General features: G+C 56.5%; 14 protein-coding genes. 7 read left to right on the forward strand and 7 right to left on the reverse strand.

The features are described 5' to 3' along the window. Positions 1–4: 4 nt before the first annotated feature. From nirB to GVI59_RS13110, 5 genes are all read right to left on the reverse strand, one after another. Positions 5–2902 carry a nitrite reductase large subunit NirB gene (nirB, locus tag GVI59_RS13090; RefSeq protein WP_173574659.1) on the reverse strand — a complete coding sequence of 966 codons (2898 nt, stop codon included), beginning with the start codon at positions 2900–2902 and terminating at the stop codon, positions 5–7. A gap of 38 nt (positions 2903–2940) precedes the next feature. Beyond that, positions 2941–4566: an alginate export family protein gene (locus GVI59_RS13095; RefSeq protein WP_408736623.1), complete on the reverse strand. Its 1626-nt coding sequence runs from the start codon at positions 4564–4566 to the stop codon at positions 2941–2943. A gap of 34 nt (positions 4567–4600) precedes the next feature. Further along, positions 4601–5821: an MFS transporter gene (locus GVI59_RS13100; protein ID WP_173574660.1), complete on the reverse strand. Its 1221-nt coding sequence runs from the start codon at positions 5819–5821 to the stop codon at positions 4601–4603. A gap of 492 nt (positions 5822–6313) precedes the next feature. Next, a complete protein-coding gene (locus tag GVI59_RS13105; RefSeq protein WP_173574661.1) occupies positions 6314–7747 on the reverse strand; it encodes a solute carrier family 23 protein in 1434 nt (477 codons plus the stop codon). A 58-nt stretch (positions 7748–7805) separates the two neighbouring features. Then, entirely contained in the window at positions 7806–9221 is a 1416-nt protein-coding gene (locus tag GVI59_RS13110; protein ID WP_173574662.1) for a flavin-containing monooxygenase, read from the reverse strand. Between the two features lie 154 nt (positions 9222–9375). Between GVI59_RS13110 and GVI59_RS13115 the strand changes: the two genes are divergently transcribed. After that, positions 9376–10278 carry a LysR family transcriptional regulator gene (locus tag GVI59_RS13115; protein WP_173574663.1) on the forward strand — a complete coding sequence of 301 codons (903 nt, stop codon included), beginning with the start codon at positions 9376–9378 and terminating at the stop codon, positions 10276–10278. Here the strand turns inward: GVI59_RS13115 and hpxZ are convergent. Together hpxZ and GVI59_RS13125 are read right to left on the reverse strand one after the other, a co-directional pair. Then, a complete protein-coding gene (gene hpxZ, locus GVI59_RS13120) occupies positions 10273–10680 on the reverse strand; it encodes an oxalurate catabolism protein HpxZ (protein ID WP_173574664.1) in 408 nt (135 codons plus the stop codon). The two genes, GVI59_RS13115 and hpxZ, sit on opposite strands and share 6 nt — an antisense overlap. Before the next feature lie 11 nt (positions 10681–10691). After that, on the reverse strand, positions 10692–12185 hold the full coding sequence (locus GVI59_RS13125) for an OprD family outer membrane porin (RefSeq protein WP_242013097.1): 1494 nt from the start codon (positions 12183–12185) through the stop codon (positions 10692–10694). Positions 12186–12805: 620 nt separating this feature from the next. Between GVI59_RS13125 and GVI59_RS13130 the strand changes: the two genes are divergently transcribed. The 6 genes from GVI59_RS13130 (at position 12806) to GVI59_RS13155 (ending at position 19005) form a co-directional block, all read left to right on the forward strand. Further along, complete coding sequence (locus tag GVI59_RS13130) at positions 12806–13984, forward strand: pyridoxal-phosphate-dependent aminotransferase family protein (protein ID WP_242013105.1); 1179 nt, start codon at positions 12806–12808, stop codon at positions 13982–13984. 48 nt (positions 13985–14032) lie between these two features. Continuing rightward, positions 14033–14221, forward strand: coding sequence for a DUF4089 domain-containing protein (locus tag GVI59_RS13135; RefSeq protein WP_173574666.1), 189 nt, complete (start codon positions 14033–14035; stop codon positions 14219–14221). Further along, entirely contained in the window at positions 14218–15597 is a 1380-nt protein-coding gene (locus tag GVI59_RS13140; protein WP_173574667.1) for an AtzE family amidohydrolase, read from the forward strand. Before GVI59_RS13135 ends, GVI59_RS13140 begins: the two co-directional genes overlap by 4 nt. A 525-nt stretch (positions 15598–16122) precedes the next feature. Then, the gene (locus GVI59_RS13145) at positions 16123–17106 is read left to right on the forward strand and encodes an ABC transporter substrate-binding protein (protein WP_173574668.1); all 984 of its coding nucleotides are present in this window, start codon (positions 16123–16125) and stop codon (positions 17104–17106) included. A gap of 22 nt (positions 17107–17128) precedes the next feature. Continuing rightward, entirely contained in the window at positions 17129–18094 is a 966-nt protein-coding gene (locus GVI59_RS13150) for an ABC transporter permease (protein ID WP_173574669.1), read from the forward strand. After that, positions 18091–19005 carry an ABC transporter ATP-binding protein gene (locus GVI59_RS13155; RefSeq protein WP_173574670.1) on the forward strand — a complete coding sequence of 305 codons (915 nt, stop codon included), beginning with the start codon at positions 18091–18093 and terminating at the stop codon, positions 19003–19005. Before GVI59_RS13150 ends, GVI59_RS13155 begins: the two co-directional genes overlap by 4 nt. Positions 19006–19014 lie beyond the last annotated feature (9 nt).

Consider the following 19014-nt stretch of genomic DNA (forward strand, 5'->3'; position numbering starts at 1 on the left):
CGGATCAGGCCGTCACGAGATCCAGCGCGTTCGTCCCGGCCTTTGCTCTGATCTCGATCTTTCCATTTTCCATCCGGACGTCCCATGTCCGCAGCCGGACGGTGGGGTCTTCCAGACATTGCCCATCTTCCAGACGGAAATGCTGCTTGTAGAGTGGAGAAGCCACCACAAGCTGTCCCTTCAGATCCCCCATGATGCCGCGGCCGATGACATTGGCTCTGGAGAATGGATCATGATTGTCGATGGCATAGACGTGGGCAGCAGTGTTTTCCGTAGCGGGCAGATAGAACAGTGCAATCTGACTTCCGTCATGCCAGGCGACGACGCCCGAGTTTTCCACGAGATCGCCCTTGTCGCACAGTGCTGTCCAGTGAGACGGCCCCGCCGGGGAAACGGTTTCCGGCAGATTGTCAGCCGGGCGGATCTGGTCGCGTTCCGGCACTGTGCGAATATTCGGATCGGGACGGCTGTCATTGACGAATGTACGGAATCTCTTGAGTTTTTCACGATCTGTCAGGGTGTCACGCCATTCGCAATGATAGCGGTCAACGACCAGTTGCATCTGGCTTTCCAGCTCCGCACAGATGCCGAGACTGTCGTTGATGATGACGTCCTTGAGGTAATCCAGCCCGCCTTCGAGGTTCTCCCGCCAGACGGAAGTGCGCTGGAGTTTGTCTGCCGTGCGGATATAGAACATCAGGAAACGGTCGATGTATTTCAGAAGCGTATCTGCATCCAGATCTGTGGCGAACAGTTCCGCATGGCGGGGACGCATGCCGCCATTACCGCAGACATACAGGTTCCAGCCGTTTTCCGTGGCGATCACACCCACATCCTTGCTCTGCGCTTCCGCGCATTCGCGGGTGCAACCGGAAACGGCGAATTTGAGCTTGTGAGGAGAACGCAGGCCCTTGTAGCGGTTTTCCAGATCCAGCGCCTTGCGAACGCTGTCCTGCACGCCGTAGCGACACCATGTGCTGCCGACACAGGATTTCACGGTGCGGGTTGATTTTCCGTAAGCGTGTCCGGTCTCGAAGCCGGCGTCGAGCAGTTCGAGCCAGATATCGGGCAACTGCTCAAGTCGCGCACCGAAAAGGTCGATGCGCTGTCCGCCTGTGATCTTGGTGTAGAGATCGTATTTCTTTGCGACCTGCCCAAGAACGATCAGCTTTTCAGGTGTGATCTCGCCACCTGCGATGCGGGGAACGACGGAGTAAGTGCCGTTCTTCTGCATGTTGGCCATGAACGTGTCGTTCGTGTCCTGAAGCGGAATGTAGAGCGGGTCCGTAATGGGCTTGTTCCATGCGGAAGCCAGAATGGAACCGACGGCAGGTTTGCAGATATCGCAGCCGATTCCACCATTGCCATACTGCGCCATGAGATCTTCAAATGTCTGGATGCCGTGAACACGGACCAGAGAGTAAAGTTCCTGTCGTGTGTAGGAGAAATGCTCACACAGGCTGCGGTCTACGGCGATGCCGCGCGCTTCCAGTTCGGTCTCGAACACGCTTTTGAGAAGACCTGCGCAACCGCCGCAGCCCGTGCTGGCCTTGGTGCACTGTTTCAGGGAAGAAAAATCTGCGCAGCCGTCATCAATGGTGGTGCAGATCGCGCCTTTGGTGACATTGTGGCATGAGCAGATCATGGCCGTATCCGGCAGGGCGTCGGCTCCGAGCAGTTCCGCGCCTTCACCACGCGGAAGGATCAGCGCCGCAGGGTCTGCGGGCGGCCTGATGCTGTTCTGCACATACTGAAGGATCGTGTCGTAATAGGCATTGTCGCCCACCAGTACGGCACCGAGCACCTGACTGCTGTCTTCCGAAAGAACGAGACGACGATAGGAGCCGTCCACTTCCCCGATGAAGCGATAGCTGCGACTGCCCGGTGTTGCGCCATGTGCGTCGCCGATGGAGCCGACATCCACACCCAGCAGCTTGAGCTTGGTGGACATATCTGCGCCGGAGAAGGCCGCTTCTTCACCCGCCAGCGAGGAGGCGACTGTGCGGGCCATGGTGTAGCCCGGCGCGACGAGGCCGAATACCTGTCCATTCCAGCAGGCACATTCCCCGATGGCGAAAATATCAGGATCGGAGGTGCGGCAAGTATCGTCAATGACGACGCCCCCACGTGCGCCGACGGCCAGACCGCAGTCACGGGCCAATCGGTCCTGTGGGCGGATACCCGCTGAAAACACCACCAGATCGGTTTCCAGCGAAGTGCCATCAGCAAAGACGAGACGGTGCCTGTGGGTTTCACCAGCCACAATTTCCTGCGTGGCGTGCGCAGTCAGAACCTCAATCCCGAGCGCCTGGATACGCTGTTTCAGCGCTGCTCCACCCTCTTCATCGAGTTGCACCGGCATGAGACGGGGCGCGAATTCGACCACGGCTGTTGAAAGACCAAGGCCAGCAAGGGCGTTTGCCGCTTCCAGTCCCAGAAGGCCACCGCCGATGACCACGCCATGTGTCGCATCTTCAGCGGCGGCGCGGATCATGTCGAGGTCATCCAGCGTGCGATAGACCAGTCCCGCCGTGCCAGTGTTGCCGGGAACCGGCGGTACGAAAGGTGTAGAGCCGGTGGCGAGGATCAGGGTGTCGTAGGGCAGAGATCCTTCAGCGCTTTCCACGGTCTGCGCCGCACGGTCGATGCCTGTGATCCGCACGCCACGATGCAGGGTAAGCTCATGCGCCGCGTGAAAATCTTCGACATGGAGCCGCAGCGCCAGTGCGTCCCTGCCGCTCATATACTCGGTGAGGTGCACGCGGTCATAGGCGTCATGCAGTTCATCGCCGAAAATGTGGATTGTGTGGGTTTCGTGCAGCCCGTGCATCACGAGCTGTTCGGCGCAGTAGTGACCAACCATGCCGTTGCCGATGATGATGATGTTGCCTGCCTTGGTCATGGTCGTGTCTCCTGTCGAACAATGTCTCTGTGCTGGGCTCAGAACTTGAATTCCATGGTCTGCATGTAGAAAGCTCCGTCCCTGGCGCCTGCGTGATGCATTCCCTGCGAGGCGAGGAACCCGGCGATGTCATGGGTCCATGTCCAGTGAGGCGCAAAGTTCCATGCTACCTGCGTCTGTGGTGTGACGCCGAGGAAGCCGCCTGAAAGATTGTTGCGGTAGCTATAAATTTTCCCGGTGCCATAGACGGCATCCTGCGTGCTCTCACGCCAGAAGACCGGTACGTGCAGTTTCAGATGCAGGTTCGCAAAGGGGGCAGCGGTGACGACAGGTCCAACCCCGATCAGATTCTGGGAGGTGAGGGCGAGTGTCACATCGTTATAGTAAGGCAGCGGGAAATAGGGGGTGGCGAATGTGCCGACCGCGCCGTCCTTGCTGTGATAGGAACCGCCGGAGAACAGATCTGCCTGAAGGGCGATGGATGGTTTCGCCTTCAGGCTTTTTGCCGTCCAGCCGAACGAGCCGTTGACGGCGTAGGCCCGGACGGGGCGGGTTGCGCCCTGATTGGCGGCGGGGCGGAATTCACCCCCCTGAAACACACCGGTCAGACTGATGTCGAAGGGGCCGACATTGCCCCAGAACCGTGCCCCAGCATTGTCGCGGCGGGTCGAACCGGCCTGTGTGCCGGTCATGGTCGGGATGGCGGCGGGTGCGCCATTGAAGAGATAACCGATGAAGAACACATCAGCGAAAAGCTGGCTTTTCTGGTTCATGACGGAAAAGGTGGGAAGCGCCGTGGATGTGTAGATTCCGTACATCCGGGCGTTGTAGTTCGTGCCGTCGGCAAAGACGTTACGGGGCAATTTGTTCGTCTGCATGAAATCAAAGATGTCCAGCCGGAACGATTTCCAGACTGCATAGCCGCGAAAACCGTCCCATGTCTGCTGAACGTTGGTCAGATCGCGGGCGGACTGCATGGAAACGGGAGCATCAAGAAAGACCTGCCGCCCACCCATCACACCCATCTTGGCGCCGAGCAGGTTTCCCTTTACTTCAAGAATGCCCTGCTGGAGATCAAGGCGTTCACGCTGTGTGCCCGCCTGATAACCGTAATAGTTGGAGCCTCCCGCCACACCCCACAGGAATTCGGCGTAGGCCCGTACATGTTCGCCAATATGCAGGTCTGCGCCATACATGTTGCGCAGCAGCACGCGGCTGGCATTGGTCTTGCCCGCAGTTCCCATCATCGGCTGGTTTTCGAAAATATAGCGCAGCCGTTCCTCTCCATTGATGGAGAGCCAGATATCGCCCTTGTCAGTCAGACTGATGTGTTTCAGTCGATTGAACCAGTCGCTCTTCCGTTTTTCAGGTGGTGTATTGACGATATCGCTCCAGTCTTCCGCCCAGCGGGCCTGACCGAAACCGCCTACCGTTCCGAAACCGGCGGCAGCACCCTTGCCAGCGTTGAAGACGCCCCAGTCAGGACTGTGCGGAGGGAGTTTCCTGGGAGATGATGACGCTTTCCCCTGCTGGGAAGAAGAAAGAACCTGAGTGGTGGAGGGAGTGTCGGCCCATGCGGTCTGCGCCATGCAAAGACCGGCGAGCAGGGCGGCCGGTCCTGCACTGAAGCGAAACGGACGGGAAAGAGGCATGCGAGGAGTCACTGTGCGCGTTCCTGCTGATGGAAGGAGAGGACGGTTACAGAGACGCCGAGGCGTTGGCGGCGGCAGGAAACACGTTCCGTTCGGCTTTCCAGCGTCTGCGGCAGAGGCTGACGCAGGCCAGCCCCAGCAGCGCGATGATCGCGAACCCCAGAAAGCCGGGACCGTAAGAGCCGGTCGCCTGTCGGGCGGCGCCGAGCGATGACGCAAGGTAAAACCCGCCAACACCGCCACTCATGCCGACCAGACCGGTAAGAATACCGACCTGAGCCGGAAAGCGGTTTGGCACAAGCTGGAACACCGCGCCGTTCCCGAGGCCGAGCACCAGCATTCCCAGAAAGAACGCGGGGAAGGCGAGCCAGATGGTGGGCAGTCCGAACCCGATGACTGCGAAAATGGCGGCAGCCAGTCCATAAAGGATGGTCAGGGTGCGCTCGCCGCCGATGCGATCAGCGATTGCGCCCCCGAGAGGCCGCACGAAAGAACCGACGAACACCACAAAGGCTGTGCAGGTTCCGGCGACAGCGGGAGACAGGCCGTACTGGTCGTTGAAATAGATGGTGAGGAACGAGGCCAGTCCGACGAAACCGCCAAAGGTCACGCCGTAAAAGAACATCAGGGCCCAGCAGTCGCCGCTACGCAGAACGGGGAGCCAGGTTTTGAAACCTCCGGCTGCACGGCGATTGGGTGGTTCGCTGGCCAGAAAGAGGAAGGCGATCAGCACGCCGAGCAGGGGTAGAGTGGCCAGCCCCAGCACGTTCACCCAGCCATAAAGCGCCGCGAGACCTGGAGCGAAGAGAGAAGCGAGGGCCGTTCCCGAATTTCCGGCTCCAGCGATGCCGAGCGCTGTGCCCTGATATTGCGGCGGATACCATGCGGAGGCGAGGGGCAGTGCGACGGCAAAGGAAGCGCCAGCTACGCCCAGCACCAGCGCCACGCCGAAGAGGGCGGCATAACTGTGCGGCGCAATCAGCCATGTGAGGAACAGTCCGGCAATCACGAAAACCTGTGCGCCGATGGCGACACGGCGTGGTCCGAACACGTCAACCAGCGCACCGGCCAGCACACGCAGCAGGGCGCCCGCCAGAACCGGTGTGGCTACCAGCAGTCCTTTCTGGCCGGCGTTGAGATGCAGGTCATGGGAGATGGAAATCCCCAGCGGTCCAAGCAGAACCCAGACCATGAATGACACGTCGAAGTAGAGGAACGCCGCAAGAAGGGTGCGCGGGTTTCCAGCCTTGAGGAATCCTTTGTCCACGTCATAACGTCCAGCATCTGCTTGCAAGAGGCAGATGCGCCACTATCAGGCACAGAGACCCTCATTGGTCATCCGGGTGTCATCGCTGGCTCTGTCATCGCCCACTTTATCCACCGTCGTTGATGGATACGTTAAGAGCTGATGCGTCTGGATTATGATGTCATGCGTAATGATACGTTGTCAAAACATTTTGGAGGCTTCTTTTCTGACGCGGAGCGGCGACACGGGAATTTTCCGGTCTGTCATGCAGGAGGAAGGCAATAGATTGAATGTCTTATGCTCCTGTTCTTTTTATTTTCAGGAGGCCGGTTTTCTTTCTTCGGATGTGTGGGCATTCAGAAGAAAAGCTGGACTGGAGAGAGGCAGACGAACCGCGTTGGAGAGACGGGACCATAACGGGGGGATAACAGGCGTCCTGCTGTGGCAGAGATGTGGAATGCTGCTGGCCGCGCGTGGAGCCGTGAGTGCTGTCTCTGATTGTCTGGGGACGAATTATCCGGCGGATGAATTGGCTCCGTGCAATTCCAGCATGTCCGGGTCTTTTGAAATCTGCACACCCACATTCCAGACTTCGCCCTCCACTGAAATGGGCGGAGGATCTTGACGGTTGAAGATGAAATTCAGGACAATCGCTGCTGTAGCACCGAGTGTGATCCCGCTTCCAAAGATGATTTTCATCCAGGCTGGAAAATGGTCCGTAATATGCGGCTGGGATACAAGCAGCATTCCAAGTCCGAGACTGGTCCCGACCACCACTGTATTGCCCTGATGTTCGAAATTGACCTGTGAAAGCGTCTGAATCCCGACAACGGCAACGGCGCCGAACATGGCGAGAGCGGCTCCGCCCATGACCGGCAATGGCACGCACGCCATCATGGCGGCCAGTTTTGGCACGCAGCCAAGCACCATCATGATCACGGCAGCCGCTGCGACAACCCACCGGCTACGGATGCCGGTCAGACGAACCAGACCGACATTCTGGGCAAAGCAGGTGTAGGGAAAGGAATTGAAAAGTCCGCCAAGGATGGTGGCCGCGCCATCTGCACGGATAGCCTGTGTAATTTCTTTTGGTCCAACTGGCTTGTTTACAATTTTTCCAGCCGCATACACATCACCTACCGTTTCCAGCATGGCGATCATCATGACGACGATCATCGAGAGAACAGGCATAATGTGGAAAGAAGGAATGCCGAAATAAAGCGGTGTCACCATGGTAAGGGCCGGCGCTGCAGTGACCGTGTCAAAATGCGCGTCACCAAGACACCATGCGAGGGCCGTACCACTGATCAATCCCAGCAACACGCTGATTGCCCGCCAGAAACCGGTAAAAAAGCGCTGCATGAACAGGATGACAAGTAGTGTGCCCAATCCGTAAGCCACATTCCGCATATTCACGGGGTTCTGCATGACGGATGTGCCGTGGCCATTGACAATATCGTTGGCGGCTACAGGCAGAAGTGCGATTCCGATAACAAGAATAATCGAACCGGTGACAACGGGCGGGAAGAAACGCACAAGTTTTGCGAAATGCGGCGCTGCGAAAAAGGAAAACAGACCGGCAGCAATGACGGCGCCGAATATCTGACGCAGCCCATCCACCCCGTCTCCCGCAGACAGGCCGATTGTAATCATTGGCGCTACAGCAACAAAAGTGACGCCCTGCAAAAGAGGCATCCTGACCCCGATCGGGCCAAAGCCGACACATTGCAGCAGGGACGCTATACCGCAGGTGAACAGATCAGCTTCGATAAGATGCTCCAGCACGTCACGCGACAACCCTAGCGCACTTGCAAGCAGGATCGGTACGATGACGGCTGATGCGTAGAATGTCAGAACATGCTGGAGGCCGTAAAATCCAAGCTGCCAAAAAGGAAGGACTTCATCGACCGGATGAACGTCCTTGCTGATTTTTTCTGATGTTTCCACAGTATATTGTCCCTTGAAAATCCAGCCTCATCTGGAATGGGCAGTTTTGGACTGCCATTCACTCAGGAGGCGGCTCCAGGCTGACCAGTTCATCCACCTGATAGGCCAGCAGACTTTTCAGATGCAGATCTCCATCTTCAACGAAGAGATCCCGACCAATGGCAAAAGAGAGTTTCTCGACGCCAAAACGCATGGCGCTCACCGATGCGCCGGACAGTCCCATGCTGGGTGTGGCGGAAAAGGTGAAATTATGGATGGCGGATAGCATTGGAGCGAGGGGATCGTTCTCATCCTTGGGAAGAAATTCAAACTTCTTTCCCAGATAAGGATAATCCCCAAGAACGGCGCTCGGTTCATCTTCCGGCGCGGTAAAACGTTCTTTCCAGAGCGCGACGTGACTGGCGATACCTGCCAGTTCAGGACGCAGGGCCATATCAATGGTAAAACCGGTTCCGACAATCAGGAAATCAAACCGCATTTCACCTTTGGGCGTCGCGACAACGATGTCATCCCCATCCCGGCTCACCGAAGTCCACGGTGCGCCAGTATGAAACGTGAAATTCTCATGGCGACGGCACCGCCAGAAGGTGTCCTGCGGAGGCGGCTGGTTGAGATCATAGATCCGACGCATGAAACGCCAGCGCGTGAGGTCGGGCAGTTCCGAGAAAAAGCTTAGGAAACCGGCATTTTCCATCCAGCGATAGGGGTTGACTGAAGGAATTTCCTTGCGTCTCAGGCAGAGATCGACACTGGCTGCGCCCATTTCCAGTGCTGTTGCTGCATTGTCGAAAGCAGAAGCGCCAGCTCCCAGAACGCCAATTCTCTTGCCCCGCAGTTTTTCAAAATCGATCTGTTGCGATGTATGGGCATAACAGGAGGATGGCAGAACATCGGAAATGAAGGGAGGCACATACCATCGGCCACCGCCATCGATACCGGTCGCCAGGACCATCTTGCGGGCCCAGACGTTTTTCTGCTCTCCGCCGGCACATTCAAAAGACAGACGCAGCAGCCCATCCTGCCATTCCATGTTCACCAGGCGATGTTCGTTCCGGACAGGCAATTCCAGCACATTGCGCAGCCAGTCGAGATAGGCCTGCCAGTCATGACGGGAAATCTTGTTCAGATCTTTCCATGCCTGCGCGCCATATTTCGCTTCATACCATGATTGCGGCGTCAGACTGGGAATCCCCAGATCAGGCCCCGTCACATATTTGGGTGTCCGAAGCGTGAGCATCCGCGCAAAGGTGATCCACGGGCCTTCTCCACCGCGTGGAGCGGCGTCAAAAATGCAGCTGTTGGAAATACCGCGCCGTTTGAGCGCAAAGCATGTCGCGATACCACCCTGACCACCACCGATAATGGCGACATCCAGAACCTTCTGGCCATCCTTCTCTCGCGCAATGCTCCAGTTGCCTGTTGCATACTCAATTTTCTGCAGGTCTGCCTTAACCTGTTCGTCAAGCTGTTCCATTTGGGCTTATCAATCCTCATTGTGCCATCAGAGAAGCTCTTTGCGGACATTCCCGGTAGCGCCTGCAACTCTGAAGTTAATGTTTCACAACCGAAGCGTTCTTGTATATGTTTTAATTCAGCATGATGTGTTCGCAAAATGAGAGCAAGCCAGGATGCCAGTTTTCTCCCGTTTTCTTCGGTATTTCATGAGTGTCGCCCAGCACGGCTCCATACGGAAAGCATCCGATGAACTGCACATCGCGGCATCCGCCATCGACCGTCAGATTCTTCAGGGTGAACGGACGCTTGATACGCTTCTCTTCGAACGGCTCCCGACCGGCCTGCGCCTGACTGCGGCGGGCGAGTTGCTGCTGACGGCCTGCAATCGCTGGTCACGGGACATGAATACCGTCAGGACGCAGATCGATGGTCTCAAGGGACTGAGACAGGGCGCGGTGGATGTGCTGATTCCCGATGCGCTGACAAAGGGCTTTCTGCCGCAGCTTCTTGGTCGTCTGAGACAGAGCCATCCGGGTATTGTGGTGAGCCTGCATATCAGGAAAAGCCAGAACATGGGTGAGCTTCTGGTCAAGGGCCATGCCGACTTCGCCCTGATGTTCAACCCGAACCATATGCGGGAACTGACCGTCCGTGTGCACAAGGATGTGCCGCTTGGTTTCCTGTGTCTGCCCTCGCATCCCATCGCCAATATGAAGGAAGGCCCATTCAGTCTGGCGACGGAATATCCGACCATTATTCCGACGCCGCCACTGGCGTTATGGCGTCCGATCGGTCTTCTGGAAGCGGAAACGGGGATCAAGATTGCGGCTGTCGCACGCGCGGACAACATCCAGATGATCAAGTCCCTTGTGCAGGAAGGGGTAGGGATCGGTATCCTGAGCTATCTCGATGCTTATGACGAAATTTCCCGTGGACAGCTTTCTTTTGTGAAAATCAGTCACAAGAAGCTTCTTCCTCTCAGCCTTGCTCTCTGCGTGGATCGCTCAAGACAGCTTTCCGTAGCCGCCCGTCTGATCATGGCGGAGATAGAAACGTTCTTTATGCGGAGTCTATGACAGAACCGGTCCCACGGTTTCTGACTGCTGCTCCATAAGGGACACATGGGCCGCGATTATTTTCCATTGTCCGTCCACCCGAACCCATGTCTGCATCTGTCGGCCAGTTCGCTGGCCTCCCACGCGCCTGAATTCCAGACTGACGACAGCGATGTCGTCACCCATGCAGGTGATATGACGGCGCAGAACTGTCCGCGGGGGCGAGCCACCCTGCCGTGCACGGCGGAATGCCGCAATCTCTTCGCCGCCGTAAAGGTTTTCTCCAACACCGTAACGGACGGCTTCCGGTCCTTCCCAGAAGAAACTGTCCAGCGCCGCAACGTCATTGTCAGCGAGAGCCTTCTCGTAGCGATCGGCGTAGTCTGCGATTTCCTGAACCGTCCTGTCGTTATTGAACTGCATATGTCATTCCATCAGTTTTCAGGACCGCCAAACTCATATTGCAGCGTCAGACGGTTCTCGAAATATTTTTTGTCCCGTGCTGGTGAAACCTGAAGGGCGGCAAGCTCGGAGATGCTCAGTCCCTTGAGCGCGCCACCAAAACTGTAAGCTGCGAGGAACAGATATTCCGATTGATCGATTTTCGGTGTGCCCCGCTGTTCTCGCAGATCCATATAGGAATAACGGCCTGCCACAAACCAGTGTTTCGCAGGTGCGCCGGTAATGTTGAGCGCATAGGCGTTGCCGCCACCCAGATCCTGAGCACTGGTCAGGAGTGGCTGTGCGAACAGCGGACCGGAGGCGACGTTATGGGCGTAGGGCGTCACCAGAACGCCATTCCGGAAAGAGCCGGCATGTGGGTCCATCCGGTCGAAGCCGAGACTGATGGTCAGGGAGCGCCTTTTGAGACCAATCTGTGCGCCGCCGCCCAATACGTTGACATGTCCGAGAAGCCGACGGCCATCGCCCACCTGACGAAATCCCTGCAGGGCAAGAAACGGCTTGAATTCACCCTGAGAGCGGATCACCTGCCCCTCGACATAACCAAACTTTGCGTAGTCCTGATAGGTCTGGTACCAGCCCTGCGCAGAGATGGCGACCGGATTTATCTCCCAGCGATGTCCGACACCAGCCCCCCAGAACCCGCCGCTCGGTGCATTGCCGATGCTGGAATAGGCGTCAAAATCGGAATTGTAATTCGTATGATTCTTGAAGGAGTTATAGGTGTAGGACTTATATCGGAACATCTTGAAGACATGAATGAAATTGTCCGCATCGCCGTAGCGGGCTGAAATGCCCTGATAAAGCTGCGGCGCCATACGCCAGTCATAGGAGGAGGCAAACGGCACATCGAGCGCCTGATTGCCGCCGACAACCTTCAGGCCGTATCCCTCGTACTGGAGATAGGCTTCACCGATCGTCGTCAGATCGGGCGCAAGGTAGGAATTCACCTTTTCAGGGTTACGCGAATGAGCAATGCCGCGCTGGAAGAAGGCGCTGACACCAGCCGAGAAACCATGCCAGGGCAGGGTGTTGTAACCTATCTTGCCGCCATAGCTGACGGTGTCCTGATTGACGCCCGCAGCGTAAAATGCGTTGCGTGACGAATAATACAGCGTTCGAAAATAGCCTGAAAAATAGCCCTGAATGAACATGTCGGTAAAGGAACGGGCGTGGTTGCGCTGTTCCTTATGATCCTCGTGCTGTTCCCTCACTTCCTTGTTCTCTTCATCGGGAGAGGAAGGCTGTTCGACCTCTTCGCTTGTCTGGAGGGAACTGGGAGAATCTGCATCGTCGATCATCGGGCGCGTGCTCTGCTTTCCACCGGCACCCGATCTGACGATGGCTGCCGCATGGGCATGAGAGACGATATCAGCACCGTTTCCAATCTCTGACAGCGCCCACCCGGACATGGCGAGAATACAGGAGCGGACGACATAGTCGCTCATCAGGGCACGACGCATCATGTATGGATGCACACCATCTGGGGACCATTACTGACAAACCTTGCTGTGAGCACCATGTGCACCTGTTACGTCTCCACACCAAACCTGTTGCGGTATCGATACATACAGGGAGTCTCGTTCTCTAAAAGAAGTAAAAAAACACTCTTTCGTTGCTTTTTATAGAGCGGAACGTGTGCGCAAAAAAGCAACGAATAATTGTCTTTTTTACTTTTGTGAGAACGCACGTGACTACTTAAAGTGACCTTGAACCATCCTGTGGTCAGTCAGAAAATCCACCTTATTCGACGAAAAGGACAAATAAAATTTTCATAGTTTTTTCTTTTATCACAAGATTTTCTAATATTCATAAAAATGAGGTGCCGGACTTTTCAATATGGACGATGACCTGTGCGCGCCAGTCTTTCCTCCGCTCATATTGTGACCGATGACTATGCAAAAGCCGGGGAACGACACTGACATGACGCCGTGGAAACTCTGTCCGACTGTGATGTCGAAACGGTGTCTCCCTCCATAAACAGTTTGATCGATCATTTCTTTCGCCAGTCCTGTATTCCCCTCAAGGAGATGTCCGCGTGACTTCCAGCCTTTTCCGACAGATCGATCCGCCGCATCGCCTTCTCATGGGACCTGGGCCAATCAATGTTCACCCCCGTGTGCTGCGCGCCATGTCAGCCGATATGCTGGGGCAGTTCGATCCAGAAATGACCGGGTATATGAACGAAACCATGTCGCTATACCGGCAGGTTTTCATGACGCGGAACCACTGGACCTTTCTCGTGGATGGCACAGCGCGGGCTGGTATTGAAGCCGCCATGGTCTCACTGGTGGAACCGGGAAGCCGGGTTCTTATCGTGCGCGCCGGTCGTTTCGGGCTGCTTCTTTCGGAAATTGCAGAACGTCTTGGCGCTGACATCCGCACGCTTGATCTGCCGTGGGGAGAAGTCGCCACTCCTGATCAGATTGAAGAAGCCCTGAAGGCGCATCGTCCGCAGGTGTTCGCCTGTATTCACGGCGATACGTCCACCACCATGGCGCAACCGCTGGAAGGGGTTGGTGCTCTCTGCCGGAAATATGATGTCCTGTCCTATGTCGATGCTACAGCGACGCTTGGCGGCGTGCCTGTCTGTGTGGATCAGTGGGAAATCGACGTTGTGTCAGGCGGATTGCAGAAGTGCATGGGTGGGCCGCCGGGTTCTGCACCCATCACGATTTCCGACCGGGCGGCGGAGTTCATCATGAGCCGCCGTCATGTCGAGGCCGGTATTCGTGGAACGGATCAGACGAATGGCGGACGTTCACGGATCCCTTCGAACTATTTTGATCTCGCCATGATCATGGATTACTGGTCGGAGAAACGCCTCAACCACCATACGGAAGCCACCACCATGCTTTACGGTGCGCGGGAAGCGGCGCGGATCGTGCTGGAGGAAGGACTGGAAGCCCGTTTCGCTCGTCACAGAAGCGCCAGCGGGGCGCTGATTGCAGGGCTGCGCGCCATGGGGTTGTCCATCTTCGGTGATGACGCACACCGCATGGCCAATGTGACGGGCGTATGGATTCCTGAAAGTGTGAACGGTGAGGCCATTCGTTCCGTTATGCGAGAAGATTTCGGCATCGAGATCGGCACGGCTTTTGGTCCGTTGGCCGGTCGCATCTGGCGGATCGGCACCATGGGATACAATGCGTGCAAGCCGAACGTGCTGACCACATTGGGAGCACTGGAAGCAGCGCTGTCCTCCGAGGGCTTTGACTGTTCACGAGGTGCCGCCATTGATGCTGCGCGTGCAGCGTGGCGCTGATCTTTTTACAAAATATCGTTGCAGAGTGTTGAACAGAGAGGTTCCGCGATGAAAGAATCCCATCCTGACACGACACTGCTTGTTCAGGCCCGCGCCGCTGCCATCGGTCTTGATCTTTCCGCTTGCTGTCTGCCCGGCGTGGTAACCAACACGGACCTGCTCAGCCAGTATGCCGATCTGCTGAATCATCATGTTTTTTCCGATGAGTGTGAACCGGCTTTCGAGTATGTGCCATGAGAGATATTCCCACCCCTCCCGGCGCACTTGAGCTCGCTGCTGCCATTCGTGCAGGAGAGCAGACGGCCCGCAGTGTGATTGAGGCTACGCTGGAAACCCTTTCCACCAAGGATCGGGCTATTCATAGTGTTACGCATCTGTTTTCCGATGAAGCCTGTCGACAGGCTGACGCTGTCGACGCTCTCCGAAAGCAGGGAAAGACGCTTCCTCCGCTGGCGGGCGTGCCTTTTGGCGTGAAAGACCTGTTCGATATCGCAGGTCATGTGACCACGGCGGGGTCGGTTGTTCTTCGCAATAATCCTCCTGCGAAACAGGATGCTGCGGTCGTGCAGCGACTGCGGCAAGCGGGAGCCATTCCTGTCGCAACACTGAACATGGACGAGTTTGCCTACGGGTTTGCGACACAGAATGCCCATTACGGCACGACACTCAACCCGCATGATACGTCGCGCATGGCGGGAGGGTCTTCCGGCGGGTCGGCGGCTGCCGTAGCCGCCGGGTTTCTTCCGCATTCTCTGGGATCGGACACCAATGGGTCGATCCGTATTCCCGCATCTCTGTGCGGAGTATGGGGGCTGAAACCCACGTTCGGACGTCTTCCCAGAGAGGGAGCCTATCCCTTCGCGGCCAGTCTGGATGTCGTTGGTCCTTTCGCCAGAAATGTTTCTGATCTTGCCGCAAGTTTTTATATTATGGATGGGTACGACAGTATTCCGGAACCGTCTGGCGCAGACTCATGGGAAACGCTGCGCATTGCTCGTTTGGAGGGCTGGTTTGCCGACAATCTGTCGGAACCAATGGCCCGGGCGCTTGAAAGTATCTGTGCCGCACTGGGAGTGACGCGAGGGATTTCCCTGCCGGAAGTCGCTACCGCCCGCGCCAGTTCCTTCCTGATTACGGCTGCGGAAGGCGGCAATCTTCATCTCCCACGCCTGAAAGAACAGGCCGATGCGTATGATCCCGCCACACGGGACCGTCTGCTGGCAGGGGCCATGCTTCCCGCGGACACTTATCTCAGGGCGCAACGCTTTCGTAGCTGGTTCCGCGACCAGATTCATGCCGTATTCCGCAACGAAGCTGACGTGCTGATTGCACCGGCCGTGATGGGAGAAGCGCCGAGGCTGGATGAACCCACCGTCATCGTGGAAGGAAAAGAGGTCTCGGCACGTGCCAACCTTGGTCTGTTTACCCAGCCTCTCAGTCTGCCTGGTGTGCCTGTTCTGACTGTGCCCGTGCTGGTGTCCGAGGGACTGCCGCTTGGACTCCAGCTTGTGGCGGCTCCGGGATGTGAAGAGAAACTGTTCAGCATTGCCTGTCATCTGGAACGTGCCGGACTGGCAGGCTGCCGATTTCCAGAAATGAAAGCGACTGTGTGATTTCATATTCCGGTCCCAACTGGAACAGTTGGAAAAGCACGGACTGAAACCGCGACGGGCTTGTCGTGAAGAGTGAATGGGATCGCCGGAAGGGTATCAGAGGATTTGGAATTCACTTGAAAATAAAAAGATAATTCTGAATTTATAGTGGTTATAAGCCTCCACATGCTCATGTGCCGAAGGCAGTAAATATGCCATTGTTTTCGTGCTTTTCGGGTTTTTATTGACCGGAAACCGAGGACGCAGGCGCTTTAGCAACACGTCGTCAGATCGGCTTTCGCAATGACCGCCTTCTCCTTCGAAAGGGCCAGTCAGCCTGTTTCGTGGGGGATTATGGCGTCCCGATCCGTTCAGTATCCAATTTTGTGAGAAAATTTTTCCGAAATAAGCGGCATAAAATCAGTCGCTTAGTGTGCGTATGAGGATGTAGTTGCGTTTCAGGAACATTTTTAGGTTGCAACTAACGGGGTTCCGTCAGAGAATGAGTAATACGATTTTGTGGATTCGTATTACTGGAGGCTGACCATGCACCTGCTCCCGTTTCTTCGGAAAACCCTGTTGGCCGGCGTCTGTGCCGCTGCGACGCTTACTTCCGCCTCCGCCGCGACACTGAAGATTGGCTACAGTGACTGGCCCGGCTGGGTCGCCTGGCAGGTGGCCATCGACAAGGGCTGGCTGAAGGAAGCAGGTGTCGATGCCGACTTTCAGTGGTTCGATTACAGTGCCTCGCTTGATGCGTTTTCAGCTCACAAGCTCGACGCCGTCATGGCCACGAACGGTGATGCGCTAGTAACGGGCGCGAATGGACATAAAGGGGAAATGATCCTCGCCACGGATTATTCCGACGGCAATGATATGGTCGTGGCCCAGCCCGGCATCACCGACATGAAAGGCCTCAAGGGCAAGTCCGTCGCGGTTGAGGAGGGGCTGGTCGATCATCTTCTGTTGCTCACAGGTCTGGAAAAAGCCGGTCTGAGCGAGAAGGATGTGAAGCTGGTCAACACCAAGACCAATGAAACGCCGCAGGTGCTTGCTTCTGGCGAAGTGGCTGCTGTCGCTGCGTGGCAGCCCAATGCCGGACAGGCGCTGCATATGGTGCCGGGCGCACGTCCCGTGTTCACCTCTCATGAAGCGCCGGGATTGATCTATGACACCATCGTGGTGGACCCTCAGTCCCTGCATGACAACCGGGAACAGTGGCAGAAGCTGGTCGGTATCTGGGATCATGTCGTCTCCTACATCAAGGATCCGAAAACACAGCCGGACGCATTGCGTATCATGGCGACGCGGACTGGTGTTTCACCCGATGCCTACAAGCGTTTTCTCAAGGGAACGCATCTGCTGACGGTCGCTGACGACAAGGCTGTCTTCACGAAAAAAGAAGGGCTGGACTCGCTCTACGGCTCCTCATCCGTCTCTGATTCCTTCAATGTCCGTTATAGCGTCTACAAGACTCCGCAGAACGTGGACAGTTATATTGATCCGTCTTTCGTGGCGGCTGTGAAATAACGCAGAGGCAGGAGGGACCGCCATGCAGGGCCTAGCCGCCTCGTGGAGACTATACGGCCGGACTGATGGAGTATCGCGCGGGGTTTTCGGTGTTCTGGCGGTGCTGTTGCCTCTGCTGGCATGGAGCGCCGTAAGTTACCTGCCGTTCGTATGGCATCCGCAGGTGCTCATTACCGATCCGGGTGGCGAGGATTATCTGGAATCAGGCATGCGGATGAACCGCGCCGATTTCAGTCGTGCCGTCAGCGAGATGCAGTCAAAAAATGAGCCTGTTCCGCAAGGGATTGCTGCGAACCCGGTCTATCTTCCGTCTCCAGGCGAAGTGCTGACTGCTTTTGTCCATGCCTTCACGTCTTCGGCTCCCACGGGGGCTGAGCATTCGATCACGCAGGCCTTCGGCCACAGCATCCAGATCATTTTCTGGGGGTTTCTCATCTCTTCCCTGATAGGCGTGCCGCTGGGTGTGATGTGCGGCTCCCTGCCGGGACTGGCACGACTTGTTGAGCCCTCGGTGGATTTTTTCCGTTATCTGCCTGCTCCTGCATTTGGCGCGCTCGCCGTCGCCATTCTGGGTATTTATGACGCGCCAAAGATCGCCATCATTGTTATCGGCACGTTGTTTCAGCAGATTCTTGTGATCGCCAACACCACGCGCAAGCTGGATTTTGCGCTGATAGAAGCCTCCCGTACGCTTGGGGCGAAAGGGCTGAAGCTGCTCTTTCGGGTGGTGATTCCGGGCATTCTGCCGGATCTCTATCGCGATCAGCGTATTCTTCTTGGCTGGGCCTGGACATATCTGATCGTGGCCGAACTGATCGGCACATCTTCCGGTATCACATGGTTCATCACGCAGCAGGCGCGATACCAGCATTTCGACAATGTCTATGCAGCGATGGCCATCATCGGAATTGCAGGGTTGGGAACGGACATGGTTCTCGGTCTGCTGGGACGCCGGTTCTTCGCCTGGAAAAGGGAGATCGACGGATGACTGAACATCAGCTTCCCGACTATCGCACGCTTCCGGCAGATGTGGCCGAACGCATGGAGCAGATCAGACAGCGTGAGTATGTGCTGGAAATCGATCATGTCGGAAAAGTCTTCGCGCAGAAGCGTCATCAGACCGTAGCGCTCGAAGACATCGAATTCGGCGTTCATCGACGCGAGTTTGTCTGCGTTGTAGGCCCATCGGGCTGCGGTAAATCGACTCTGATCCGCATTCTTGCCGGACTTGAGGAGACGACCACAGGTCGCATCCTTGTGGATGGAAAACCTGTGAATGGTCCCGGTCCTGACCGTGGCATGGTGTTTCAGAAATATACGCTGTTTCCTTGGCTGGATGTCTGCCGCAACGTCATGTTCGGCATCGAAATGGGTGGCGCCGAACGGGCCGAAGCACGTCGGCAGGCCATGCAATGGTTACAGGTTGTGGGGCTGGAACAGTTCGCCACATCCTTTCCACATCAGCTTTCCGGCGGCATGCAGCAGCGTGTGGCCATTGCCCGTGCGCTGGCAGCCCGCCCCCGTGTGTTGCTGATGGACGAATCCTTCAGCGCGCTGGACGCTCAGACCCGCCTGAAAATGCAGAACTATCTGATGGAGATCTGGCGCAAGATCGATATCACCATTGTGTTCATCACGCATGATCTGGACGAGGCCATTTATCTGGCTGACCGCATCCTCGTGCTCAAACCTCGCCCGGGTCGGGTGGAAGAGGTCATTGAGGTGCCGCTTTCCCGTCCGCGTCGTGCCGCACAGATGATGTCGGACGAATTCCTTGCGACCAAAGCCCATCTGGAGGGGCTCATCCGTTCCTTTGGTGATACGACTGAAGAAACGGATGAAGGAGAGGATGATTTCACCATTCCGCTCCTCACCCTCGTAACGGACAAGGCTGAGTAGGAAGCAGGC

The organism is Acetobacter sicerae (genome assembly GCF_011516765.1).
GTDB classification, from domain to species: Bacteria; Pseudomonadota; Alphaproteobacteria; order Acetobacterales; family Acetobacteraceae; genus Acetobacter; species Acetobacter sicerae.